Consider the following 22,048-nt stretch of genomic DNA (forward strand, 5'->3'; position numbering starts at 1 on the left):
TGCAGGGCTGAACGCAAACCGCCGGGTCGCTGACCCGGCGGTTTTTTCGTGCGTGGTGGCAGGCTGTCAGGCCAGCATCGTCATCGGGTTTTCAAGGTTGTCCTTGATCGCCTGCAGCAGGTTGGCCCCCAGCGCGCCGTCGATGACCCGGTGATCGACGGACAGGGTCACGGACATGACCGTGCCGACCGCCAGTTCGCCGTCCTTGCCGACGATCGGTTTCTTCACGCCGGCACCGACTGCGAGGATGGCGGAGTGCGGCGGATTGATGATCGCATCGAAATTGTCGATCCCGAACATGCCGAGGTTGCTGATCGCGAAGCTGCCGCCCTGATATTCGGCGGGGGCCAGCTTGCGGTCGCGGGCGCGGGTGGCGAGGTCCTTCATCTCTGCCGAGAGGGCGGAGAGGGACTTCATCTCGGCGTCCTTCAGCACGGGCGTGAAGAGCCCGCCTTCGATGGCGACGGCGACGGCCACGTCGGATTTCTTGAACTTCAGCGTGCGGTCGCCGGCCCAGACGGCGTTCGCTTCCGGCACCTGCTGCAGGGCCAGCGCGCAGGCCTTGATGATGAAATCGTTGACCGACAGCTTCACGCCGCGGCCTTCCAGCTGCTTGTTCAGCTGGGCGCGGAACTTCATCAGGTCGTCCAGCACGATATCGCGGCGCAGGTAGAAGTGGGGCACCGACTGCTTGGCTTCGGTCAGGCGGGCGGCGATGGTCTTGCGCATGCCGTCCAGCTTGACCTCTTCGAAGGGGCGGCCGTCGTACATCTTGATGACCTGATCGGTCGAGGGGCCGGAGGCCATGGCGGCGCCCTTGGCGGGAGCCGGGGCGGCGTCGGATTTCGCGGCGGGTGCGGCGTCGGACTTGGCGGCCTTCGGCTGGGCCGTGGCGCTTTCGACATCGGCCTTCACGATGCGGCCATGCGGGCCGGAGCCGGTGATGTCGGCCAGATCAAGACCCTTGTCCGCGGCGATGCGACGGGCGAGCGGCGAGGCGAAGATGCGTCCGCCATCCTTGTCGCCAGCGGCGGGTGTCTTTGGCTTTTCCTGCTGGGCGGCGTCGCCTTCGCGTCCGTAGCCCTTGGCCGGCGCCGTCTGCTCCGACGGTGTGGCCGGGGCGGCATGGGACGAGGCGTCGCCTTTCGGCGCCTCGGTCTTGCCGATGTCGTCGGCGCTCTCACCCTCGGCCAGCAGCACGGCGATCACGTCGTTGACCTTCACGCCCTCGGTGCCTTCGGCCACCATGATCTTGCCGATCACGCCCTCGTCGACGGCCTCGAATTCCATCGTGGCCTTGTCGGTCTCGATCTCTGCCAGCAGGTCGCCGGACGACACGGTGTCGCCTTCCTTGACCAGCCACTTTGCCAGCGTGCCTTCCTCCATCGTGGGGGACAGGGCGGGCATCAGGATTTCGGTTGGCATCAGCTTCTTCCCTTGAATGTCAGACGATCGAAGGGCGGCTCTGCGCTCCTTCCGTCGCTTATCGCCTTTACGGCCTTTTCCACGTCCTCGGAGCGTTCCATGAACCATGACGACACGGCGTTGCCGTTGGCACCTTCGTCGATCTGTTCGTCGATGAAGGACCGCGGCGCGATGGCCGTCAGGGTGGTCTTGTCATCAACGACGACGTCGAGCGTCGCGTCGCCGTCCCGGTCTGTCCGCACGATCAGGGTCATGGTCTTGTCCTCAGGAATAGGTCACTTTCTTCACGGCCTCGATCACCTCTGCGGTGGTCGTCAGGGCCAGCTTTTCGAGGTTCGCGGCATAGGGCATGGGCACGTCCTTGCCGGTGCAGTTGATCACCGGCGCGTCGAGGTAATCGAACGCCTCCTGCATGATGACGGAGGAGATGTAGCTGCCGACGCTGCCCTGCGGCCAGCCTTCCTCGACCGTGACGCAGCGGTTGGTCTTCTTGACCGACTCTATGATCGTCGCGGTGTCCATCGGGCGCAGGGTGCGCAGGTTGATGACCTCGGCCTCGATCCCGTCCTCTGCCAGCTTTTCCGCCGCCTGCAGGGCGTAGGTCATGCCGATGCCGAAGGACACGATGGTCACGGCGTCGCCGGCCCGTTCGATCTTGGCCTTGCCGAAGGGAATGGTGAAATCGTCCAGCACCGGCACGTCGAAGCTGCGCCCGTAGAGGATCTCGTTTTCGAGGAAGATCACCGGGTTGGGATCGCGGATCGCGGATTTCATCAGACCCTTCGCGTCGGCGGCGGAATAGGGCATCACGACCTTCAGGCCCGGCACCTGCATGAACCATGCGGCGTAGTCCTGAGAGTGCTGCGCACCCACGCGGGCGGCGGCACCGTTCGGGCCGCGGAACACCATCGGGGCCCCCATCTGGCCGCCGGACATGTAGAGCGTCTTGGCAGCGGAGTTGATGATCTGGTCCATCGCCTGCATGGCGAAGTTGAAGGTCATGAATTCGACGATGGGACGCAGGCCACCAAAGGCCGCACCGACCGCGATGCCGGCAAAGCCGTGCTCGGTGATGGGCGTGTCGATGATGCGCTTCGCGCCGAATTCATCCAGCAGGCCCTGGCTGATCTTGTAGGCGCCCTGATATTCGGCAACCTCCTCGCCCATCAGCAGGACCTTGTCGTCGCGGCGCATTTCCTCGGCCATGGCGTCGCGCAGGGCCTCGCGGACCGTGGTGGACTTCATCTCGGTTCCCTCGGGCCAGTCGGGGCTGGCGTCGGCCTGTTTCGGCTCGGGATGGGATTTCGCCGCCGCGGGGGCGGTTTCGGAGGATTGTTCCTTGTCGGCGGGGACGGGGGCTTGCGCCTTGCTGTCGTCGACCTTGGCGTCGTCCATCGACTCGCCTTCCTCCAGCAGCACGGCGATCACGTCGTTGACCTTCACGCCCTCGGTGCCTTCGGCGACGACGATCTTGCCCATGATGCCTTCGTCGACGGCCTCGAACTCCATCGTTGCCTTGTCGGTCTCGATCTCGGCCAGGATGTCGCCGGAGGAGACGGTGTCACCCTCCTTGACCAGCCATTTCGCCAGCGTGCCTTCCTCCATCGTGGGGGACAGGGCGGGCATCAGAATCTCGGTTGCCATCGCTTCAGGCCTCCTGCGGAACTTCGGTTGCGTAGATGTCGGTCCAGAGCTCGTCGACGCCCGGTTCCGGCGAGTCCTTGGAGAACTCGGCGGCCTCGTTGACGATGCCCTTGATCTCCTTGTCGATGGCCTTCAGGTCGTCCTCGGACGCGTGCTTGCCGGTCAGCAGCAGCTCGCGCACTTGCTCGATCGGGTCACGCTCGTCGCGCATCTTCTGCACTTCCTCGCGGGTCCGGTATTTCGCCGGGTCGGACATGGAGTGGCCGCGGTAGCGATAGGTCTTCACCTCGAGGATGTAGGGGCCCTTGCCCGCGCGGCAGTGGGCGACGGCCTTTTCACCGGCGGCCTTGACCGCCAGCACGTCCATGCCGTCCACTTCCTCGCCCGGGATGCCGTAGGCGGCGCCGCGTTCCCACAGGCTGGGCGACTTGGTCGACCGCTTGACGCTGGTGCCCATCGCATACTGGTTGTTCTCGATCACGAAGATCACAGGCAGGTCCCAGAGTTCCGCCATGTTGTAGGTTTCGTAGACCTGACCCTGGTTTGCGGCGCCGTCGCCGAAATAGGCGAAGGTCACGCGGTCGTTGCCGAGATACTTGTCGGCAAAGGCGAGGCCCGCACCCAACGGCACCTGAGCCGCGACGATCCCGTGGCCGCCGTAGAAGTGCTTTTCCTTCGAGAACATGTGCATGCTCCCGCCCTTGCCCTTGGAATAGCCGCCCTCGCGGCCCGTCAGTTCGGCCATGACGCCCTTGGGGTCCATGCCGCAGGCCAGCATGTGACCGTGGTCGCGATAGGATGTGACGCGCTTGTCGCCTTCGGCGGCGGCGGCTTCCAGTCCCACGACGACGGCTTCCTGTCCGATGTAGAGGTGACAGAACCCGCCGATCAGGCCCATCCCGTACAACTGACCGGCCTTTTCCTCGAACCGGCGGATCATCAGCATCTCGCGGTAATGGCCCAGCAGTTCCTCTGCCGAGACATTGGCACGGTGATCCTGAGGATTGGCTTCCTGTTTCTTCGGCGGCATGGTCACTCCCTCTGCACAGCGACAGATAGTTTAGCGTTAAACTAACTGATGATGATAGAGAGGCCTTGGCCGCAACGCAATGCGATCCGGCCAGTTTCTGCCGAAGTTACTGGATGACGATCTCGTCGGTGCGGACCATGCCCAGCACGTCGCGCGCCTGACTGTCCAGAAGGTCGAGGTCGAGGAAGTCGTCCGACAGGCGCTTGGTCAGGTTTTCCATCCGGGCAACCTCGACATTCAGGGTGGAGAGTTCGTCGCGCAGACCGCGCGCCTCGTCGTCGACTTCGGCCCGCTTGAAAGCGCCGTAGTCGCCCTGCACGGCGGCGAACATGAAGTAGAGCCCCAGCATCAGGGTCACGAGAAAGTAGATCAGTGTGCCCAGACCGGGGCGTGTCCGCTCGTTCATCGCTGCCTCGCGCGCCTCGGAACGGGCGCTTCGCGGACATTCTTCCATATAACGTCCGACAGGAAAAGACGGTCCGGGGGGCTTCTCGCAAATTCCCCGGACCGTGTCATGACGGACTCAATCCGCGGTAGAGGCCGCGTGGATCGCGTCGATGGTCGCGGCGATGCTGTCGTTGAACTCCGCATCCGACTGGTCGACCGACAGCCGTTCGGTCAGGGCGCGGCTGAAGCTGGCGATGATGCCGGGATTCAGTGTCAGGCGACGCGTCGCCTCTTCCAGACTGTAGCCCCCCGACAGGGCCACGACACGCATGACCTTGGGGTGGTCGACCAGTACCTGATAGAAGCCCGGCATTTCCGGCAGGGTCAGCTTCAGCATGACCTCCGTCCCGTCGGGCAAATCGTCCAGGTGACGCAGGATGCTGTCGCGCAGCAGGGTCTCTGCCTCTTGCTTGTCGGGGATGCTGATCGTGACCTCGGGCTCCAGAATCGGCATCATGTCGTGCGCCAGCACCTGACGCGCGACGTCGAACTGCTGCGCCACGATGGCATCTATCCCCTTGGCATTGGCAGCCTGGATGACAGAGCGTTCCTTGGTGCCGAAGACGCCCAGATCGTGGGCGCGGTCCAGCAGCGCGTCGAGGCCCGGCATCGGCTTCATCAGTTGCACGCCGTCGGCCTGCTGTTCCAGTCCCTTGTCGATCTTCAGGAAGGGGACGACGCCCTGCGTGTTCCACAGGTGGGCCGCTGCCGGTTCGCCCGCGAAGTCGCGGTCCATCGTATCCTCGAACAGGATGGCGCCGACGACCTTGTCGCCGTTGAAGGCGGGGGCCGCGACGATGCGCGCGCGCATGGCGTGGATGGTGTCGAACATCTCGGCGTCGCCGGAATAGGCGTCCTCCTTGACGCCGTATTGCGTCAGCGCCTTGGGCGTGGACCCGCCGCTTTGATCCAGTGCCGCGATGAAGCCGTTGCCCGCACGCACCTTGGCCGCCATGTCCTTGTTCACCCTGTCGCTCCTCTTAAGTCCGGGGCTTTATGCGCCCCCCAGCCCGTGGATAGGCGGGGGGCGTGCGGGTGGCAATTCTGGTAACGCTAACGCGGCGGCGATTAGTTTTCGAGCGCGGCGACACCCGGCAGGGTCTTGCCTTCCATCCATTCCAGAAAGGCGCCGCCGGCGGTGCTGACGTAGGTGAAATCGCCGGCCACGCCCGCCTTGTTCAGCGCCGCCACCGTGTCGCCGCCGCCGGCGACGGAGGTCAGCTTGCCCGCGCGCGTCAGATCTGCGGCGGCTTGTGCGGCGGCATTGGTCGCGGCGTCGAAGGGCGCGATCTCGAACGCGCCGAGGGGGCCGTTCCAGACGAGTGTCTTTGCCCGCTCCAGCACCTGCACGATATGCGCGACGGAATCGGGGCCCGCGTCGAGGATCATGGCGTCCGCCGGGCAATCCTCGGTCTTTACCGTTTCGTTCGCGGCGCCGGCCTTGAATTCACGCGCCACGACGACGTCGCGGGGCAGCAGGATCTCGCATCCCCTGTCGGCGGCCTTTTGCGCGATGTCGCGGGCGGTCTGGGCCAGATCGTGCTCGCACAGGCTTTTTCCCACGTCGATGCCGGAAGCGGCGAGGAAGGTGTTCGCCATGCCGCCGCCGATCACAAGCACGTCGACCTTTTCCACGAGGTGCGACAGCAGGTCGAGCTTGGTCGAGACCTTGGCCCCGCCGACCACGGCCATGACGGGCCTTTCGGGGTTGCCAAGCGCCTTGTCCAGCGCGCCCAGTTCCTCTGCCATCAGGCGACCGGCGCAGGCGGGCAGCAGGTGGGCCAGTGCCGCCGTGCTGGCATGGGCCCGGTGCGCGGCGGAAAAGGCGTCGTTGACGTAGACGTCGCCCAGCGAGGCGAGGCGCTGCGCGAAGCCTTCGTCGTTGCCTTCCTCGCCGGGGTTGAAGCGCAGGTTTTCCAGCAGGGCCACATCGCCGTCCCCCATCGCAGCGACGCCTTCGCCATACTTGCCGTCGAGAAAGATCACGTCCTGACCAAGTGCCGCTTCCAGTACGGGCACGATCTGGCGCAGCGACATTTCCGGCACGACCTTGCCCTTGGGGCGGTCGAAGTGGGCCAGCAGGATCGGCTTGCCGCCCTTGGCCTGAATGTCCTTCACCGTCGGCACGATCCGGTCGATGCGCGTGGTGTCGGTGACGCGCCCGTCCTCGACCGGCACGTTGATGTCCACACGCACCAGCACGCGCTTGCCCGTCAGGGTCATGTCGTCAAGGGTCTTCCAAGCCATGTCCGGCCTCCATCCGCTGTTCAGCCGTATTCCTGTGGGATGACCGGGGCCACGTCAACCGGGCGTGACTTGGCATCGGGCGGCATCCGCCATATGTGAGGGGCAAGTTCCGAACAATGAGGTGCCCCAATGGCCGATATCAAAGATCCTGAAAACACGATCATCCTGACGCTGAAGGATGGCGACGTGATCATCCAGCTGCTGCCCGACATCGCGCCCAAGCACGTCGAGCGGATGAAGACCCTGACCCGTGCGGGCGCCTACGACAACGTCGCCTTTCACCGGGTGATCGACGGCTTCATGGCGCAGACCGGCGACGTGGAACACGCGAACATGGAAAAGGACTACAACCCCGGCCGCGCCGGGACCGGCGGGTCCGAACACCCCGACCTGCCGGCGGAATTCGGCAAGGTGCCGCATGCGCGCGGGTCGATCGGGGCCGCACGTTCCGCCAACCCGAATTCGGCCAACAGCCAGTTCTTCATCAACTTCAAGGACAACGATTTCCTGAACGGCCAGTATACGGTCTACGGTCAGGTGATCGAGGGCATGGCCCATGTCGACAAGATCGCCAAGGGCGAGCCGCCGCGCAACCCGGACCGGATCATCAGCATGAAGGTGGCCGCCGATGCTTAAGCTTGCAGCAGCCCTGACGATGCTGGCCGCGCCCGCGATGGCGGACGGTCTGGACATCACCATCGCCGGTCAGGCGAACGGCACGATCCACGTCGACCTGTTCAAGGACAGCGCGCCGCAGCACGTGGCCCAGATCGAGAAGATCGCCGAAGAGGGCGGTTACGACAACGTCGTGTTCCACCGCGTCATCGACGGATTCATGGCGCAGACCGGCGACGTGCAATACGGCAAGGCCGGCGGCGACACGGCGCAGGCCGGCATGGGCGGATCAGAGCTTCCGGACATTCCGGCGGAATTCAACACTGACATGAGTTTCGACCGCGGCGTCGTGGGCATGGCCCGCAGCCAGGACCCGAACTCGGCCAACAGCCAGTTCTTCATCATGTTCGCGCCGGGTCCGTTCCTAGACGGGCAGTACACCATCGTCGGTCAGGTGACCGAGGGCATGGACGTGGTCGACCAGATCAAGCGCGGCGATGGCCCGAACGGGTCCGTCACCGGAGAGCCGGACGTGATGACCAAGGTCGTCGTCACCGAATAGGTCGCGGCACCCGTCTTGAAACAGCGGAGCGGGCCCTGCGGGGCCCGCACGACATTCCGGGTCCCGGTGGCGCCGCAGGGTGTAGCTGACCGGGCGGTCGGTGGTGTGGTTGGGCCGGAGCCTCCGGCGGGGATATTTCCAAGACAGAGAGACGCTCAGGTTCCGCAGAAGGTCGCCGTCACGATTTCCGCGGGCGTGGGCGGGGCGGCGAGATCCGCGCGCTCGGCGTCGAGCGGCGCGTAGGGGGCGGTGACGGCCCGCAGCAGGGTGTCGAAGGGCGCCATGTTGCCCGCGACGGCGGCGGCGATCACCTCTTCCACGCGGTGGTTGCGGGGGATGATCCGCGGATTGGCGCGGTCCATGAGTGCCGCGTGATCTGGGCTGCGCCGGTCATGCCAATCGTCGGCCCATCTGGCGAAGGCGTCGCGGTCTGTGATGCCATCCGGCAGATCAGTGGTGGCGAGGTCGGCGAAGGTCTGCGTGAAATCCGCGCCGCTTTCCGCCATCAGGGTCAGCAGCCGCTGGATCAGGTCGGCATCCTTTGCACCTGCATCCGCGATGCCGATCTTGGCGCCGAAGACCTGCAGCCACGCGGATTGGTAGAGATCGGAGAAGCGGTTGATGCGCGTGGTGAAGTCATCCACCGCCGCGTCCTGATCGGGCATCAGCGGGATCAGGGCCGTGGCGAGCTGCGCGATGTTCCACAGGGCGATGCCGGGCTGATTGGCATAGGCGTAGCGGCCTTGTCGGTCGATCGAACTGAAGACCTGCTGCGGGTCGTAGGCATCCATGAAGGCGCAGGGGCCGTAGTCGATCGTTTCTCCGCTGATGGCCATGTTGTCGGTATTCATCACGCCGTGGATGAAGCCTGCGCCCATCCAGCGTGCGATCAGGCTGGCCTGCGCTGTCACCACCGCGTCGAGCAGGCCGGGGATGCCATCCGCGTTCGGATAGTGACGGGCGATGACGTGGTCGGCCAGGGCGCGCAGGGCATCGGTGTCCTGCCGCGCGGCGTGGACCTGAAAACTGCCGACGCGGATGTGGCTGGCGGCGACACGGGTCAGGACGGCGCCGGGCAGCGCCGTTTCGCGGTAGACGGACTCTCCGGTCGCGACGGCGGCGAGGGCGCGGGTGGTGGGAATGCCCATGGCGGCCATCGCCTCTGACACGAGGTATTCGCGCAGGACCGGACCCAGCCAGGCGCGGCCGTCGCCGCTGCGGCTGTAGGGGGTGGGGCCTGCGCCCTTGAGCTGGATGTCGCGGCGCAGGCCATCGGTGCCGACCACTTCGCCCAGCAGGATTGCGCGGCCGTCGCCCAGTTGCGGGTTCCAGTTGCCGAACTGATGGCCCGCGTAAAGCTGTGCCAGCGGGGCGGCGCCGTCGGGGACGGTATTTCCGGCAAGCACCTGCGCGGCAGCCGGGCTGGCCAGCCACGCGGTGTCGATCCCGAGCAGGCGCGCCAGCGCGTCGTTATGGGCCAGCATCCGGGGCTCCGCCACCGGTGTCGGGTCCAGACGGGTGAACATCCGGTCCGGCAGGCGGGCAAAGCTGTTGTCGAAGGCGATCATAGCGGGTGTGTCATCATGCGGACGTCGGGCAGGGCGCGGAAGCCGGCCTTGGCGCAGAAGCGGGCGGCGGCGTCCTCTGACCCTTTCGGCAGGATCGCGTGCATCGCCTGCATGCCCGCGCGGCCGAGGTTCACGGCGACCGCATGCAGCACCTCTGTCCCGATGCCGCGGCCCCGGACGGAGGGGCGAATGTAGCATTCCTCGAGCCAGCCGACCATGCCGCCGTGGGCCATCGACCAGCCGAAGGTGACCATGACGTAGCCCAGCGGGCTGCTTTTCGGGCCGATCAGCCAGACTGCCCCCAGCGGCGAGCCGTCGAGCAGCGGGCCGACGACCGTGGCACGGTGGGTGTCGTCGTGCGGCAGGCCCGCGTCCGTGTGGTAGCGCGTCATCAGGTCCAGCACGCGGTCGGCGTCGTTCGGGCCTGCAAGTGCGATCCCGGTGCTCATAGCCGGGCCAGCCGGTCGGTAAGCAGGGCGAAGAAGCCGTCCGCGTCGATGTCCCCCATGAACATCGCGTTCGCCGGGCGTTTCGTGACGCGCCACCAGTCGGCGACGGTCATGCCGAGCGTCAGGTCCGATCCAATTTCGACCATGACGTTGATGTGCCGGCCGCTGAACAGGTCAGGCTGCAGCAGGTAGGCGATCACGCAGGGATCGTGCAGGGGGGCACCGGCGGAGCCGTATTTTTCCTTGTCGAAGCGTTCGAAGAAGTTCGTCCAGGCGGCGACCATGTCACCCACGCGCGTGCCCATCGCCTTGAAGCCATCGACGCGGGCCTGCGTGGTCAGCGCCTTGTGGGTGACGTCGAGGGGCATGACGACGAGGGGGGCACCTGCGGCGAAGACCTCTGCCGCGGCTTCGGGGTCGACGTAGATGTTGAACTCTGCCGTGGGCGTGATGTTGCCGACCTCGAAATAGGCGCCGCCCATCAGGACGATCTCCTGCACGCGGGGGATGATGTCGGGAGCGCGGCGGAAGGCGGTGGCGATGTTGGTCAGCGGGCCGAGGACGCAGAGGGTGACGGTGCCTTCGGGTTCGGCCCGCAGCGTGTCGATGATGAAATCGACGGCGTGGGTGTCCTGCAGCGGCATGGAGGGATCGGTCAGCTGCGGGCCGTCGAGGCCGGTCTTGCCGTGGACGTGTTCCGCCGTCACCAGTTTGCGCGATAGCGGCGCCTCGCAGCCGGCGAAGACCGGCACATCGGTGCGGCCGGCCAGTTCGCAGACGATGCGGGCGTTCTTCTGAGTCAGGGGCAGGGGGACGTTGCCGGCCACGGCGGTCAGGCCTAGAACCTCCAGCTCGGGCGAGGCGAGGGCCAGCAGGATGGCCACGGCGTCGTCCTGTCCGGGGTCGGTGTCGATGATGATCTTGCGCGCCATGCCCGGTCCTTTGAAACTCGCGGCAATGTGCCTGCCATGGGCGGCAGGGGCAAGGGGGCGCGGGCCCCCTCGCGATGGCGTGAGAGGGCGTCAGACGTGGCTGTCGCCGCCACGCGCGAGTGCCGCGACGCCGGTGCGCGCGACCTCTTGCAGGCCCAGGGGCCGCATCAGTTCGGCGAAGGCGTCGATCTTCTCGGGCGTGCCCGTGATCTCGAACACGAAGGATTCCAGCGTGCTGTCCACGACGTTGGCGCGGAAGATGTCGGCGAGGCGCAGCGCCTCGACCCGGGCGTCACCCTGGCCGCCGACCTTGAACAGGGCGAGTTCGCGTTCCACGGAGGGCCCTTCGACCGTCAGGTCGTGGACCTCGTGGACCGGCACGATGCGGCCAAGCTGCGCCTTGATCTGCACGATGACCTGCGGCGTGCCCGTGGTCACGATGGTGATGCGCGACCGGTGGCCGGTGTGGTCGATCTCGGCCACGGTCAGGCTTTCGATGTTGTAGCCGCGCCCGGCAAACAGGCCGATGACGCGGGCCAGCACGCCGGGCTCGTTTTCCACGATCACGGCCAGCGTGTGCTTCTCGATCGTGTCGCCGAAGGTGGAGCGCAGGTCATAGGCGGAATGGCTGCTGGCGCCCTTCTTGATGTTCAGTGCGGACATGGGATGTTCCTTGTTCTTGTGTCGCGTCAGGGCAGGGGATCAGACCAGCACCGCGCCGGTGCCGGTGATGCCGCCCTGCACCTGCGCATTGGCCAGCAGCATCTCGTTATGGGCATTGCCCGAGGGGATCATCGGGAAGCAGTTCTCGTGCTTCTCTACCAGACAGTCGAAGATGACCGGGCCGTCGTAGGCGATCATCTCCCTGATCGCCTCGTCCAGATCGTCGGGATTGTCGCAGCGGATGCCCTTGGCGCCGAAGGCTTCGGCCAGTTTCACCAAGTCGGGCAGCGCTTCCGACCAGCTTTGGCTATAGCGCTCGCCGTGCAGCAGCTGTTGCCACTGGCGCACCATGCCAAGCCGTTCGTTGTTGAGGATGAACTGCTTGACCGGCAGGCGATACTGCATCGCGGTGCCCATTTCCTGCATGTTCATCAACCAGGACGCCTCTCCCGCGACGTTGATGACCAGTGCGTCGCGGTGCGCCATCTGCACGCCGATGGATGCGGGTGTGCCGTAGCCCATGGTGCCCAGACCGCCGGAGGTCATCCAGCGGTTCGGTGCCTCGAAGCCCATGTATTGCGCGGCCCACATCTGGTGCTGGCCGACCTCTGTCGTGATGTAGCGGTCGTGATCCTTCGTCAGCGCTTCCAGCCGCGAGATCGCGTGCTGCGGGCGGATGATCGGGCCATCCTGCGTGAAGCCGAGGCAGTCGGTCGCTTTCCATGCCTCGATCTGCTTCCACCACTTGGCGAGTGCTTCCTTGTCGGTCTTGCCTCCCTGCGCCTTCCAGACCTTCAGCAGATCCTCCAGCACGTTGGCGACGTCGCCGAGGATCGGCATGTCGACGCGGATCACCTTGTTGATCGAGGAGGCGTCGATGTCGATGTGGGCCTTTTGCGACTTCGGACTGAAGGCGTCGATGCGCCCCGTGATCCGGTCGTCGAAGCGCGCGCCGATGTTGATCATCAGATCGCAGCCGTGCATCGCCATGTTCGCCTGATAGAGGCCGTGCATCCCCACCATGCCCAGCCACGCGGGACCCGAGGCGGGATAGCAGCCGAGGCCCATCAGGGTGGAAGTGATCGGAAAGCCCGTCGCCTCGACCAGTTCACGCAAGAGCTGCGAGGCGGCGGGGCCGGAATTGATGACGCCGCCGCCGGTATAGAAGACCGGACGCTTGGCGGTGGCCATCGCCTCTGCCAGTTCGGTGATCATGTTGATGTCGCCCTTGACCTGCGGGGCGTAGTGTGACGTGCGCTTGGCCTTTTCCGAATAGGTGCCCTTGGCGAACTGGACGTCCTTGGGGATGTCGATCAGCACCGGACCGGGGCGGCCCGACATGGCGACGTGAAACGCCTCGTGAATGGTGTTGGCCAGCCTGTCGGTGTCCTTGACCAGCCAGTTGTGCTTGGTGCAGGGCCGGGTGATGCCGACGGTGTCGGCTTCCTGGAACCCGTCGGTGCCGATCATGAAGGTCGGGACCTGCCCGGTCAAGACGATGATCGGAATACTGTCCATCAGCGCGTCGGTCAGGCCGGTCACGGCATTGGTGGCCCCGGGGCCGGAGGTCACGAGCGCGACGCCGGGCTTGCCGGTGGATCGGGCATAACCTTCGGCGGCGTGGACGGCGCCCTGTTCGTGGCGGACGAGGACGTGCTGGATATGGTTCTGCTGAAAGATCTCGTCATAGATCGGAAGCACGGCGCCGCCCGGATAGCCGAACACGACCTCGACCCCCTGATCGATCAGAGCCTGCACCACCATTTTCGCGCCAGTCATCATCTTTGTCATCGTCTTGTCCTTGTCAGCGGCTGTGATCGCCGGATCGCCTTTGTCGCACAAAAAAGCCCCCGTGGATGACGGGGGCGCATGGGGAACCTGAATGGTCAAACCGTTACCGGCCCATGCGCGTTCTTCCTACAATTAGTACGATCTTGTTCATGCGAGATTCCCTTGCGTGCGCCCGTTCTAGGCACAGGCCGCGGCAGGGTCAACCACCGCGCTGAGGAAAATGTCGTGCCGGTGCGGTTTGTCGCAACTTTCTTTCAGAACTCGGTCACTTGCCGCGGCGGGTCAGCAGCAGGGCGCCGGCGAGCAGGGCCACGGTGCTGAAAGTCAGTTTGGCAGGGGGCGGCGGCGTAGGGTCGCGCTCCGCCGGCCTGGCGGGTGATTGATCCTGCGACCCGGAGGACCCGGCCTTTGGCTTTGGACTGCCGATCAGGGCAGCGCTGCCCTGATCCAGCAGGTTGGAATCTGCTGTATCCGCGTCGCCGGTGGCGGGGGACGGGTTCTGCTTGCCCTGTGCCTCGATCTCTGAATCGACTTCTGCTCCCAGCAGCACGATGAACGACGACAACCACAGCCACATCAGCAGGACGATGACGCCGCCGAGCGTGCCGAAGGTCTCGTTGTAGGTGGCGAAGTTCTGGACGTACCACGCGAAGAGCACCGAACCCGCCAGCCACAGGATGCAGGCGAAGGCCGCCCCCGGTGTAATCCAGCGCCAGGCGCGGCGACGACGGGCGGGGGCGTAGCGGTAGATCACCGCAAGACCCGTGGCCAGCAGCAGCAGCACGACGGGCCAGCGGATCAGCAGGACCAGCCATTCGGTATCGGTATCGAGCCTGACGAAGCGCAGCACGACGGGGATCGCCACCAGCGTCAGGACGATCACGAAGAAGCCCAGCACCGCCAGCAGTGTCAGCACCAGCCGTGCCAGTGTCGCGCGCAGGTAGCTGCGCGTGTCGGACACGCCGAAGGCCACGTTCAGACCCTCGATCAGGGCGGCCATGGCGGCGCTGGCAGACCAGAAGGAGGTGAGCAGGCCGATGATCGCGGCGAGGCCGAGGCCGCCGCTGTCGCTGCCAGCCACGGACTTTGCCTGATCGATGACGATCTGCGCCGCCTCTTGTGGCATGAAGCGGGTGAGGGTCTGCAACTGATCGACCAGTCCGGTGGGATCGGTGAAGAGACCGGCCAGCGCCATGGCGGCGACGACGCCGGGAAAGAGCGCCAGCAGCCCGTAGAAGGCGCAGCCCGCCGCGATCAGCGTGACGTGATCGCTGCCGATGCTGGCCACGACGCGCTTGGTCGTCGCCAACCAGCCCTTGGCGCTGATGTCTTTCGGGCTGGTGGCGGTGTCGGGCATCGGTCAGGTCCTGTGTGGGTGGCGTCGAACCAATGCCCGTTGATCGGCCAGGTTCCGCTTATGCGTTCCCTTTGCCGATCTTGTCCTGCGTTTGCGAGTCGAAATCCGACGCCGCGTGGCGTTCGTGCAACTGTTCCGACGGGTCGCCGAACAGGCGGTTCACCATGCGGCCCCGTTGATAGGCGGGGCGGTTCATCACGGTGTCGGCCCAACGCTGCACATTGGTGTAGCTGTCGGCCTGCAGGAATTCGGCCGCCCCGTAGACCTGATCCTTGACCAGCGCGCCATACCACGGGGCCGTCGCCATGTCGGCGATGGTGTAGTCGGGACCGTTCAGGAATTCCCGGTCGGCGAGGTTGCGGTCCAGCACGTCCAGCTGACGCTTGGCTTCCATCGTGAAACGGTTGATCGGGTATTCGAACTTCTCGGGCGCATAGGCGTAGAAGTGGCCAAAGCCGCCGCCGAGGTAGGGGGCAGAGCCCTGCAGCCAGAACAGCCAGTTCATCGCCTCGGTCCGGGCCTTGCGGTCCTTGGGCAGGAAGGCGTCGAATTCCTCTGCCAGATAAAGCAGGATCGAGGCGCTTTCAAAGACCCGCGTGTCTGTCTGCGTGTCCAGCAGCGCGGGGATCTTGGAGTTCGGGTTGATGTCGACGAAGCCGGAGCCGAACTGATCGCCGTCGCCGATCCTGATCGGCCACGCGTCGTATTCGGCGCCCGCGTGACCCGCTTCCAGCAACTCCTCCAGCATGACCGTCACCTTCACGCCGTTAGGCGTGGCCAGAGAGTGCAGCTGGAATCGGTGTTCGCCGCGGGGCAGGGGCTTGTCGTGGGTCGGACCGGCGATGGGGCGGTTGGTCTTGGCGAACTGGCCGCCGTTCTCGGCATCCCACGTCCAGACCTTGGGTGGCGTGTAATCGGTCATCTCTGGCTTCCTTCTTGCATTGGGCCCACAGATAGGACGCGGATGCAGGTTTGACAGTGCGCCAGCACAGGGCCCCCTGTGCATCGCGGGTGGCGGTCCGTTTGGCGCTTGCCAAGCCCGTGCCCAGATTGCAGGTATGCGGGCAAAAGCCCAATCTGGTCGAACCCATGCGCCTTTATCTGTCGTCCCATCGCCTTGGCCGTCACACGGATACCCTGCTGCGTCTCGTCGGAAAGCGGCGCAATACGCTGGTGGTCGGGAATGCGCTGGATTACATCCCCGCCGCCGCCCGCGCGGTCTATACCGCAACCACCTACGATCCGGTGGCAGAGCTGAATGCGCTGGGGCTGCCGGCCAGCTGGCTCGACCTGCGCGACTTTGTCGGTGCGCCGATCCGGCTGCACGATCAGCTGTCGTCCTGCGGTCTGGTCTGGGTGCCGGGGGGTAATGCCTTCGTCCTGCGCCGGGCGATGCGTGCGAGCGGTTTCGATGGCGTGATCCACGGATTGCTGGCGCAGGACGCGCTGGTCTACGGCGGGGCCAGCGCCGGGGCCATCGTCACGGCGCCGACCCTGCGCGGTCTGGACCTGATGGATGATCCCACCGTCGGCACCTGGGGGGACGAGAAGATTTCCTATGAAGGGCTGAACCTGTTTCCGAAATCCTTCGTGCCCCACGTGGCCTCGGATCACCGGGATTCCGCCGGTGCCGACAAGGCGGCGGCCTGGCTTGCGGAACAGGGCATGCCCTTTGTCGCACTGCAGGACGGGCAGGTCGTCACGGTGGAGGGCGATACGACGACCCTGCTGCCCTAGCGGACGACGCTGGCCCCGTTGGGCAGGTTGATCCGCGCGACCTGTTCGGCAATGGGCGCCGTCGACAGCGGATGCAGTGCGGCGTCGTAGCCGTCGGGGTCGCCGATGTCGGACCATGTGCCGTTGCGATAGATTTCCAGCGCCGCGAAATTCGCCTTGTAGCCCATCTTGGGGCTGCCGGGCACCCAGTAGCCCAGATAGACGTAAGGCAGGCCCAGTTCCCGGGCGATGGCGACGTGATCGAGGATCAGGAAGCTGCCGGGACTGTGCCGCTCCAGCTCCGGCGCGAAGAAGGAGTAGACCATCGACAGGCCGTCGTCGAGGATGTCGGTCAGGCAGGCCGCCTGCGGGCCCGCGTCGCGATCGGCGGTGTCGGTGTATTCGATCAGGCGCGACCGGACCGGCGTTTCCTCGACCATGGCGGCGAATTCGAACATGTCCATGTCGGCCATGCCGCCGTCGGCATGCCGCGCGTCGAGGTAGCGGCGGAACAGTTCGTACTGCTCTTCCGTGGCCCAGGGCGAGGTGGCGCGCCGGTGCAGATGCGCGTTGCGCTTGAGGATGCGGCGCTGGCTGCGCGAGGGCGTAAAATCCGCGACCCGGATGCGCGCCGACATGCAGGCGGCACATTCCGCGCAGCTGGGCCGGTAAAGCACGTTCTGAGACCGGCGAAAGCCCTGCTTGGACAGGGTGTCGTTCAGCGCCGTCGCAGCCTCGCCCTGCAGCGCGGTGAAGAGTTTGCGCTCCATCCGCCCCTCCAGATAGGGGCAGGGTTGCGGTGCCGTCACGTAGAACTGCGGCGTCGGAGGAAGCAGGTGGCGCATGTCTGAAGATTGGAGGCTCGCACGCGGCCTGACAAGCCCCCGCCGTGGGGGAAACCGCGTGCGGGCTGAAATTCCGCCGACGGTATAGGGGCCTTCAGGGGAAGACCCGGTGTCGAGGGTCAGGCCGGCCTGTTGATCGCCGTCGTCCCCAGCACATGGTCGGTCAGACCCTTGCCCCGCGGCGTCACCGCCATCATGCCCGCGCTGATCAGCTGCAGCGGTGCCGTGATGACCGAAACGGTGTAGCCCAGCGTGTGCCAGAACGCCATGGTTCCGGTAAGGCGCGCGCCCGACATCTCTCGCAACTCGATCCCCATCAGGCGCATGCCCCATGTGGCAGAGGCGCCGGCGATCGTGAACCAGCGGTAGGTGAATCCGACCGCCAGCATCAGCAGCGGAAAGAAGAAGACCGCTGTGAAGGCGGTGAAGGGGACGATCAGCAGGGACACGATCAGGACGAGCGTCACGTCCAGCAACCAGGCGAGGGCCCGCTTGGTCGGCACACCGGCGTAGAAGGCGGCGTCCCGGTCGGGATCGGGCAGGCCGGTCATGGTGGTCATCGGGGCGGTGATCATCGGTGGCGTCTCCTTGCGTGCGGGTGGCGAAGGGGGCGGCCCGATGGGTCGGGCCGCCCCGTGTGTCTCAGTTGTCGTCCTGCGGGGCCGGTGCGGGCGCATCGCCCTTGCGGTCGGCCATGAACTGGTCGAATTCCGCCTTGTCCTTGGCGTCGCGCAGACGGCCCAGGAAATCGGCAAAGCTGTCCTGCTCTTCCTGCAGACGGCGCAGCGTCTCTTCCTTGTAGGCGTCGAAGGCGCGGTTGCCAGAGGATTGGGACACGCCACCGCCGAAGGGACGGGTCATGGCGCGGACGGGGGTATTGCGGGAAAACATGCGCTTGCTCCAGATCATGTAGGCGAGGAGGGCGAGGCCGGCGGGCCAGGCCACGACGAAACCGACGATCATGGCAGCGATCCATGCCCCGCGACCGCGGGCGTCAAGCCAGGCTTCGGCGCGCCGCAGCCAGACCATCGGGCCCGTGGCAGTGGCGTAGGTAGGGGTCGAATACATCGGGTGTGCTCCTGTCGGTTGAGGGATGTAAATGTCTTTCACATCCCTGATATGTGAACGCCCTCCGCGCTGCACAAGGGGTGATGTGAACGATTTTTACATAGGCGCTGGCAGAGTTTCATGACGGCTAAACAGCGAGAGGTTCGCCACCTCACGACGGAGCTCGGCGCGGCAGAACCTTGGGGTGGAAGGCGCGGCCGTCATCGATCGGTCGGATCAGGTCATACCGCCACAACGTGTATCATCATGCGGCGCCGAGGCGTTCAGTCGGCGTCGGATGGCAGTGTCGCCCGGCGCTTCAGCTCCACGGACCGCTGCGGCGGCTCTTGCGGATCAGAGGGACCGTGCTGGCGGTGGCGCGGGGGCCACGGGGGGCGGACCCCTGTGCCATCCGGCGCAGGGCAGCGACGCGGTTCTCTGTCGCCGGGTGGGTGGAGAAGAGCTTGTCGTGGCCGTGGGCGTGCAGCGGGTTGATGATGAACATGTGCGCGGTCGCGGGGTTGCGCTCGGCCGCATGGTTGTCGATCCGGGCGGCACCCTGCTGGATGCGTTCCAGCGCCCCGGCGAGCCAGAGGGGATTGCCGCAGATCTCGGCGCCGATGCGGTCGGCCTCGTATTCGCGCGATCGGCTGATGGCCATCTGCACCAGCGCCGCGGCGAGGGGCGCGAGGATCATCATGGCGAGCGTGCCGACCAGCCCCAGCCGCTCGCGCGAGCCGCCGAAGAACATGGCGAAGTTGGCAAGCATGGAGATCGCCCCGGCAAAGGTCGCGGTCACGGTCATGATTGCCGTGTCATGGTTGCGGATGTGCGCGAGTTCATGGGCGACGACGGCGGCGACCTCTTCCCGGCGAAGCGATTGGAGCAGACCGGCGGTCACGGCGACGGCGGCGTTGGCGGGGCTGCGCCCGGTCGCGAAGGCGTTCGGCTGGGGCGTGTCGATCAGGTAGACGGCGGGCATGGGCAGATTTGCGTTGCGGGCAAGGTCAGAGACCATGGCATGCAGGCCCCATCGGTCACCCGGCTGGACCGGCCGGGCGTTGTGCATCCGCAGCACCATCTTGTCGGAGTTCCACCACGAGAAGGCGTTCATCGCCACCGCGACGACGAAGGCGACGGCGATGCCGCCGGTGCCGGCCAGCAGATAGCCGACGCCCAGAAAGAGCGCCGTCATCGCGGCCATCAGGATGGCTGTCTTGGCGTAACCCATGGCTGTCTCCTCGCAGATGTTCACCGTGCATATGGTGGATCGCGTGGATTTTGGAAGGGTCTGCCGGCCGCCAAAATCGGGCATGCCGTCGCGACCGAAGATCGGGATCAGCCGACGCGTCGCAGGAATGATACGGTGCGCGGGTCCTGCGGATTGTCCAGCAGGTCGGCGGGCGGGCCCTGTTCCACGATGCGGCCCGCGTCCATGAAGATGATGCGGTCGGCGATCTCGCGCGCGAACTGCATCTCATGCGTGACGATCAGCATGGTCTGGCCCTTGTCCGCGACGCGGCGCATCAGGTCCAGCACCTCGCCCACCCATTCGGGGTCAAGGGCGGAGGTCGGCTCGTCGAAGAGCATCAGGTCCGCGTCCAGCGCCATCGCGCGCCCGATGCCGACGCGCTGCTGCTGACCGCCGGAGAGGGCAGCGGGGTAGGAGTCCGCCTTGTCGGACAGCCCGGTCTCCTTCAGGATCGTGTCGGCGCGGGCGTCGGCCTGCGCCTGGCTTTGCCCCTTCACCGTGACGAGGGCCTGCGTGATGTTCTGCCGCGCGGTCTTGTTGGCGAAGAGCGCGTAGTTCTGGAACACGAAGGACGTGCGCCGCCGCAGGGCGAGGATCTGCGCCTTCGTCGCCCGACCGGCGTCGACGGTCAGGTCGCCGACACGGATCGTGCCCGCATCTGGCCGGTCAAGGAAATTGAGGCAGCGCAGCAGCGTCGACTTGCCCGTGCCGGACGGGCCGATCACCACGACCCGTTCCCCCGGCGCGATGTCGAGGTCGATGTCGCGCAGCACGTGGGTGTCGCCGAAGGACTTCGTCAGCCCGGAGAGAGAGATGGCAGCGGTCGCGGTCATCGGGCGTGCGCCTTGTTGAGCCAGATTTCAAGATGCCGCTGCGCGAAGGCCAGCGCCTCTACCATGACCCAGTAGATCGCGGCGACGACGAGGAAGGCTTCGAAATAAAGGAAGCTGCCCGCCGCTTCCTTCTGGGTGGCGCCCATCAGTTCGGTGACGCCCAGCGTGAAGGCGAGAGAGGTGCCCTTGATCATGTCGATGAAGTAGTTGACCAGCGTCGGCGCCGCGACGCGGGCGGCCTGCGGCAGGATGATCTGGCGCATCATCTGGCCCTGCGTCATGCCGACGGCCTGCGCCGCCTCCCACTGGCTGCGGTCGACGCCGAGGATCGCCGCGCGGATGCTTTCGGCCATGTAGGCGGAAAAGTGCAGCGTCAGCCCCATGATCGTGGCGGTGACACCGTTGATGTTGCCGAGGAACGCCAGCACCTGCGGCAGGCCGTAGTAGAACAGGAAAAGCTGCACCAGTAGCGGCGTGCCCCGGAAAAAGCTGATGAAGAGCCGCACCACCCAGTCGAGGATGGGCACGCGGAAGACCCGTTCCACCGCCATGACCGACGCCAGCACCAGCGCGCAGACCATGCCGATGATCGCCATGAACAGCGTCAGCGGCACGTAGCCCAGCAGGACGGGCACCAGACCCCACATGTATTCCAGGTCGAGCGCCCGCACGGGTTTACTCGGCGACCGTGATGTCGGAGCCGAACCACTTGTCGGAAATCTCGGCCAGCGTACCGTTCTCCTTCAGCGTGGTGATCGCGGCATCGACCCGGTCCCGCAGGGCAAGGCCTTCCTCATCGTTGCGGAAGGGCAGGGCGTTGCGGATCTCGCTGAAGGGCTTGCCGGCCAGCGCCAGCGGCAGCGGGCTTTCGGCGATCAGCTGGGCCGAGGACACGCGGTCCATCACGAAGGCATCGACGCGGCCAAGGGCCGTGTCCTGTGCGATGTTGGACTCGTAGGTGCGGATGTCGATCTCTTCCGCGTTGGGCAGGCCGTTCAGCAGTTCCTCGAAGTTCGAGCCGAGGTTCACCGCCACGGTCTTGCCGCTCAGGTCGGCGGGGCCGGTGATCGTGTCCTCGTTGCCCTTCTTCACCACGACCTGCGCGCCGTCAAAGACGTAGGGTTGGGAAAATGCGAACTTGGCCTCACGCTCCGGCGTGATGGTGATCTGGTTGGCGATGGTGTCGATCCGGCCCGAATCCAGCGCGCCGATCAGGCCCGAGAAGGACATGGTGACGAAGTTCACGTCGTCGCCCGTCTCTGCGGCGATGGCGTTGATGAAATCGACCTCGAACCCCTGCAGTTCGTCCAGTTTCACGAAGGTGAAGGGGAAATAGCCGCCGGACATGCCGACGTTCAGGGTATCGGCCTGTGCGGTGCCGATGGTGGCGGCCAGCGTCAGGGCTGCGAGGGCGGTGGATTTCAGCATGGGAGGTCTCGTTTCGGTCAAAGTGCATTGACCCGTCAGATAACATGGGGGCCTGCGACTTCAATGCAGCGGGGACCGGTCAGGACCGGCGTCCGGACAAACCCGCGGGGATCGGAAGATTTTCCCGTCCGCAGGTCGGATCGCGGAACGCTGTTCGTGCGTGCAGCCCGTGACCGGCGGGCGGGGCCGTCTTCGGA

The 22,048-nt window shown here is 65.8% G+C and carries 24 protein-coding genes; 3 read left to right on the forward strand and 21 right to left on the reverse strand.

The features are described 5' to 3' along the window. Window positions 1–66: 66 nt before the first annotated feature. The 7 genes from BUA54_RS02745 to BUA54_RS02775 all read right to left on the reverse strand — a co-directional run bounded on the left by BUA54_RS02745 (window position 67) and on the right by BUA54_RS02775 (window position 6,793). Window positions 67–1,425, reverse strand: coding sequence for a pyruvate dehydrogenase complex dihydrolipoamide acetyltransferase (locus BUA54_RS02745; protein ID WP_072855652.1), 1,359 nt, complete (start codon window positions 1,423–1,425; stop codon window positions 67–69). Then, entirely contained in the window at window positions 1,425–1,679 is a 255-nt protein-coding gene (locus tag BUA54_RS02750; RefSeq protein WP_072855653.1) for a hypothetical protein, read from the reverse strand. The genes BUA54_RS02745 and BUA54_RS02750 overlap by 1 nt, the downstream gene beginning before the upstream one ends. Window positions 1,680–1,689: 10 nt before the next feature. Next, window positions 1,690–3,069 carry a pyruvate dehydrogenase complex E1 component subunit beta gene (locus tag BUA54_RS02755; protein ID WP_072855654.1) on the reverse strand — a complete coding sequence of 460 codons (1,380 nt, stop codon included), beginning with the start codon at window positions 3,067–3,069 and terminating at the stop codon, window positions 1,690–1,692. A gap of 4 nt (window positions 3,070–3,073) precedes the next feature. Continuing rightward, window positions 3,074–4,099 (reverse strand): pyruvate dehydrogenase (acetyl-transferring) E1 component subunit alpha, encoded by a 1,026-nt coding sequence (gene pdhA, locus BUA54_RS02760; protein ID WP_072855655.1) that lies wholly within the window; start codon window positions 4,097–4,099, stop codon window positions 3,074–3,076. Between the two features lie 106 nt (window positions 4,100–4,205). Then, on the reverse strand, window positions 4,206–4,505 hold the full coding sequence (locus BUA54_RS02765) for an FtsB family cell division protein (RefSeq protein WP_072856118.1): 300 nt from the start codon (window positions 4,503–4,505) through the stop codon (window positions 4,206–4,208). A 117-nt stretch (window positions 4,506–4,622) separates the two neighbouring features. Then, window positions 4,623–5,501 carry a fructose bisphosphate aldolase gene (locus tag BUA54_RS02770; RefSeq protein WP_072856119.1) on the reverse strand — a complete coding sequence of 293 codons (879 nt, stop codon included), beginning with the start codon at window positions 5,499–5,501 and terminating at the stop codon, window positions 4,623–4,625. Window positions 5,502–5,614: 113 nt separating this feature from the next. Further along, window positions 5,615–6,793 carry a phosphoglycerate kinase gene (locus tag BUA54_RS02775; protein WP_072855656.1) on the reverse strand — a complete coding sequence of 393 codons (1,179 nt, stop codon included), beginning with the start codon at window positions 6,791–6,793 and terminating at the stop codon, window positions 5,615–5,617. A gap of 129 nt (window positions 6,794–6,922) precedes the next feature. Between BUA54_RS02775 and BUA54_RS02780 the strand changes: the two genes are divergently transcribed. After that, window positions 6,923–7,429 carry a peptidylprolyl isomerase gene (locus BUA54_RS02780; protein ID WP_072855657.1) on the forward strand — a complete coding sequence of 169 codons (507 nt, stop codon included), beginning with the start codon at window positions 6,923–6,925 and terminating at the stop codon, window positions 7,427–7,429. After that, window positions 7,422–7,970, forward strand: coding sequence for a peptidylprolyl isomerase (locus tag BUA54_RS02785; RefSeq protein ID WP_072855658.1), 549 nt, complete (start codon window positions 7,422–7,424; stop codon window positions 7,968–7,970). Before BUA54_RS02780 ends, BUA54_RS02785 begins: the two co-directional genes overlap by 8 nt. A gap of 155 nt (window positions 7,971–8,125) precedes the next feature. Here BUA54_RS02785 and BUA54_RS02790 read toward each other — a convergent pair whose 3' ends face one another. The 7 genes from BUA54_RS02790 to yghU all read right to left on the reverse strand — a co-directional run bounded on the left by BUA54_RS02790 (window position 8,126) and on the right by yghU (window position 15,652). Beyond that, a complete protein-coding gene (locus tag BUA54_RS02790) occupies window positions 8,126–9,538 on the reverse strand; it encodes a protein adenylyltransferase SelO (protein WP_072855659.1) in 1,413 nt (470 codons plus the stop codon). Continuing rightward, on the reverse strand, window positions 9,535–9,987 hold the full coding sequence (locus BUA54_RS02795) for a GNAT family N-acetyltransferase (protein ID WP_072855660.1): 453 nt from the start codon (window positions 9,985–9,987) through the stop codon (window positions 9,535–9,537). Before BUA54_RS02795 ends, BUA54_RS02790 begins: the two co-directional genes overlap by 4 nt. Next, on the reverse strand, window positions 9,984–10,919 hold the full coding sequence (locus tag BUA54_RS02800; RefSeq protein ID WP_072855661.1) for a nucleoside hydrolase: 936 nt from the start codon (window positions 10,917–10,919) through the stop codon (window positions 9,984–9,986). Before BUA54_RS02800 ends, BUA54_RS02795 begins: the two co-directional genes overlap by 4 nt. Before the next feature lie 90 nt (window positions 10,920–11,009). Next, window positions 11,010–11,582, reverse strand: a complete 573-nt coding sequence (gene ilvN / locus BUA54_RS02805; RefSeq protein WP_072855662.1) for an acetolactate synthase small subunit — start codon at window positions 11,580–11,582, stop codon at window positions 11,010–11,012. 39 nt (window positions 11,583–11,621) lie between these two features. After that, complete coding sequence (locus BUA54_RS02810) at window positions 11,622–13,373, reverse strand: acetolactate synthase 3 large subunit (protein WP_072856120.1); 1,752 nt, start codon at window positions 13,371–13,373, stop codon at window positions 11,622–11,624. Between the two features lie 265 nt (window positions 13,374–13,638). Then, window positions 13,639–14,730, reverse strand: coding sequence for a YihY/virulence factor BrkB family protein (locus BUA54_RS02815; protein WP_072855663.1), 1,092 nt, complete (start codon window positions 14,728–14,730; stop codon window positions 13,639–13,641). Window positions 14,731–14,788: 58 nt separating this feature from the next. Then, complete coding sequence (gene yghU, locus BUA54_RS02820) at window positions 14,789–15,652, reverse strand: glutathione-dependent disulfide-bond oxidoreductase (RefSeq protein WP_072855664.1); 864 nt, start codon at window positions 15,650–15,652, stop codon at window positions 14,789–14,791. Window positions 15,653–15,819: 167 nt separating this feature from the next. Between yghU and BUA54_RS02825 the strand changes: the two genes are divergently transcribed. Beyond that, window positions 15,820–16,467 carry a Type 1 glutamine amidotransferase-like domain-containing protein gene (locus tag BUA54_RS02825; protein ID WP_072855665.1) on the forward strand — a complete coding sequence of 216 codons (648 nt, stop codon included), beginning with the start codon at window positions 15,820–15,822 and terminating at the stop codon, window positions 16,465–16,467. Here BUA54_RS02825 and BUA54_RS02830 read toward each other — a convergent pair. The 7 genes from BUA54_RS02830 to BUA54_RS02860 all read right to left on the reverse strand — a co-directional run bounded on the left by BUA54_RS02830 (window position 16,464) and on the right by BUA54_RS02860 (window position 21,851). After that, on the reverse strand, window positions 16,464–17,291 hold the full coding sequence (locus BUA54_RS02830; protein WP_072855666.1) for an arginyltransferase: 828 nt from the start codon (window positions 17,289–17,291) through the stop codon (window positions 16,464–16,466). The two genes, BUA54_RS02825 and BUA54_RS02830, sit on opposite strands and share 4 nt — an antisense overlap. A gap of 119 nt (window positions 17,292–17,410) precedes the next feature. Continuing rightward, the gene (locus BUA54_RS02835; protein ID WP_245810546.1) at window positions 17,411–17,866 is read right to left on the reverse strand and encodes an RDD family protein; all 456 of its coding nucleotides are present in this window, start codon (window positions 17,864–17,866) and stop codon (window positions 17,411–17,413) included. A gap of 67 nt (window positions 17,867–17,933) precedes the next feature. After that, window positions 17,934–18,359: a DUF2852 domain-containing protein gene (locus BUA54_RS02840; RefSeq protein ID WP_072855667.1), complete on the reverse strand. Its 426-nt coding sequence runs from the start codon at window positions 18,357–18,359 to the stop codon at window positions 17,934–17,936. A 298-nt stretch (window positions 18,360–18,657) separates the two neighbouring features. Beyond that, the gene (gene htpX, locus BUA54_RS02845) at window positions 18,658–19,569 is read right to left on the reverse strand and encodes a zinc metalloprotease HtpX (protein WP_072855668.1); all 912 of its coding nucleotides are present in this window, start codon (window positions 19,567–19,569) and stop codon (window positions 18,658–18,660) included. Window positions 19,570–19,676: 107 nt separating this feature from the next. Then, the gene (locus BUA54_RS02850; protein ID WP_072855669.1) at window positions 19,677–20,423 is read right to left on the reverse strand and encodes an amino acid ABC transporter ATP-binding protein; all 747 of its coding nucleotides are present in this window, start codon (window positions 20,421–20,423) and stop codon (window positions 19,677–19,679) included. Continuing rightward, window positions 20,420–21,094 (reverse strand): amino acid ABC transporter permease, encoded by a 675-nt coding sequence (locus BUA54_RS02855; RefSeq protein WP_072855670.1) that lies wholly within the window; start codon window positions 21,092–21,094, stop codon window positions 20,420–20,422. Before BUA54_RS02855 ends, BUA54_RS02850 begins: the two co-directional genes overlap by 4 nt. 4 nt (window positions 21,095–21,098) lie before the next feature. Further along, window positions 21,099–21,851, reverse strand: a complete 753-nt coding sequence (locus tag BUA54_RS02860; protein ID WP_072855671.1) for an amino acid ABC transporter substrate-binding protein — start codon at window positions 21,849–21,851, stop codon at window positions 21,099–21,101. Window positions 21,852–22,048 lie beyond the last annotated feature (197 nt).

The sequence above is a fragment of the Loktanella atrilutea genome (assembly GCF_900128995.1).
GTDB classification, from domain to species: Bacteria; Pseudomonadota; Alphaproteobacteria; order Rhodobacterales; family Rhodobacteraceae; genus Loktanella; species Loktanella atrilutea.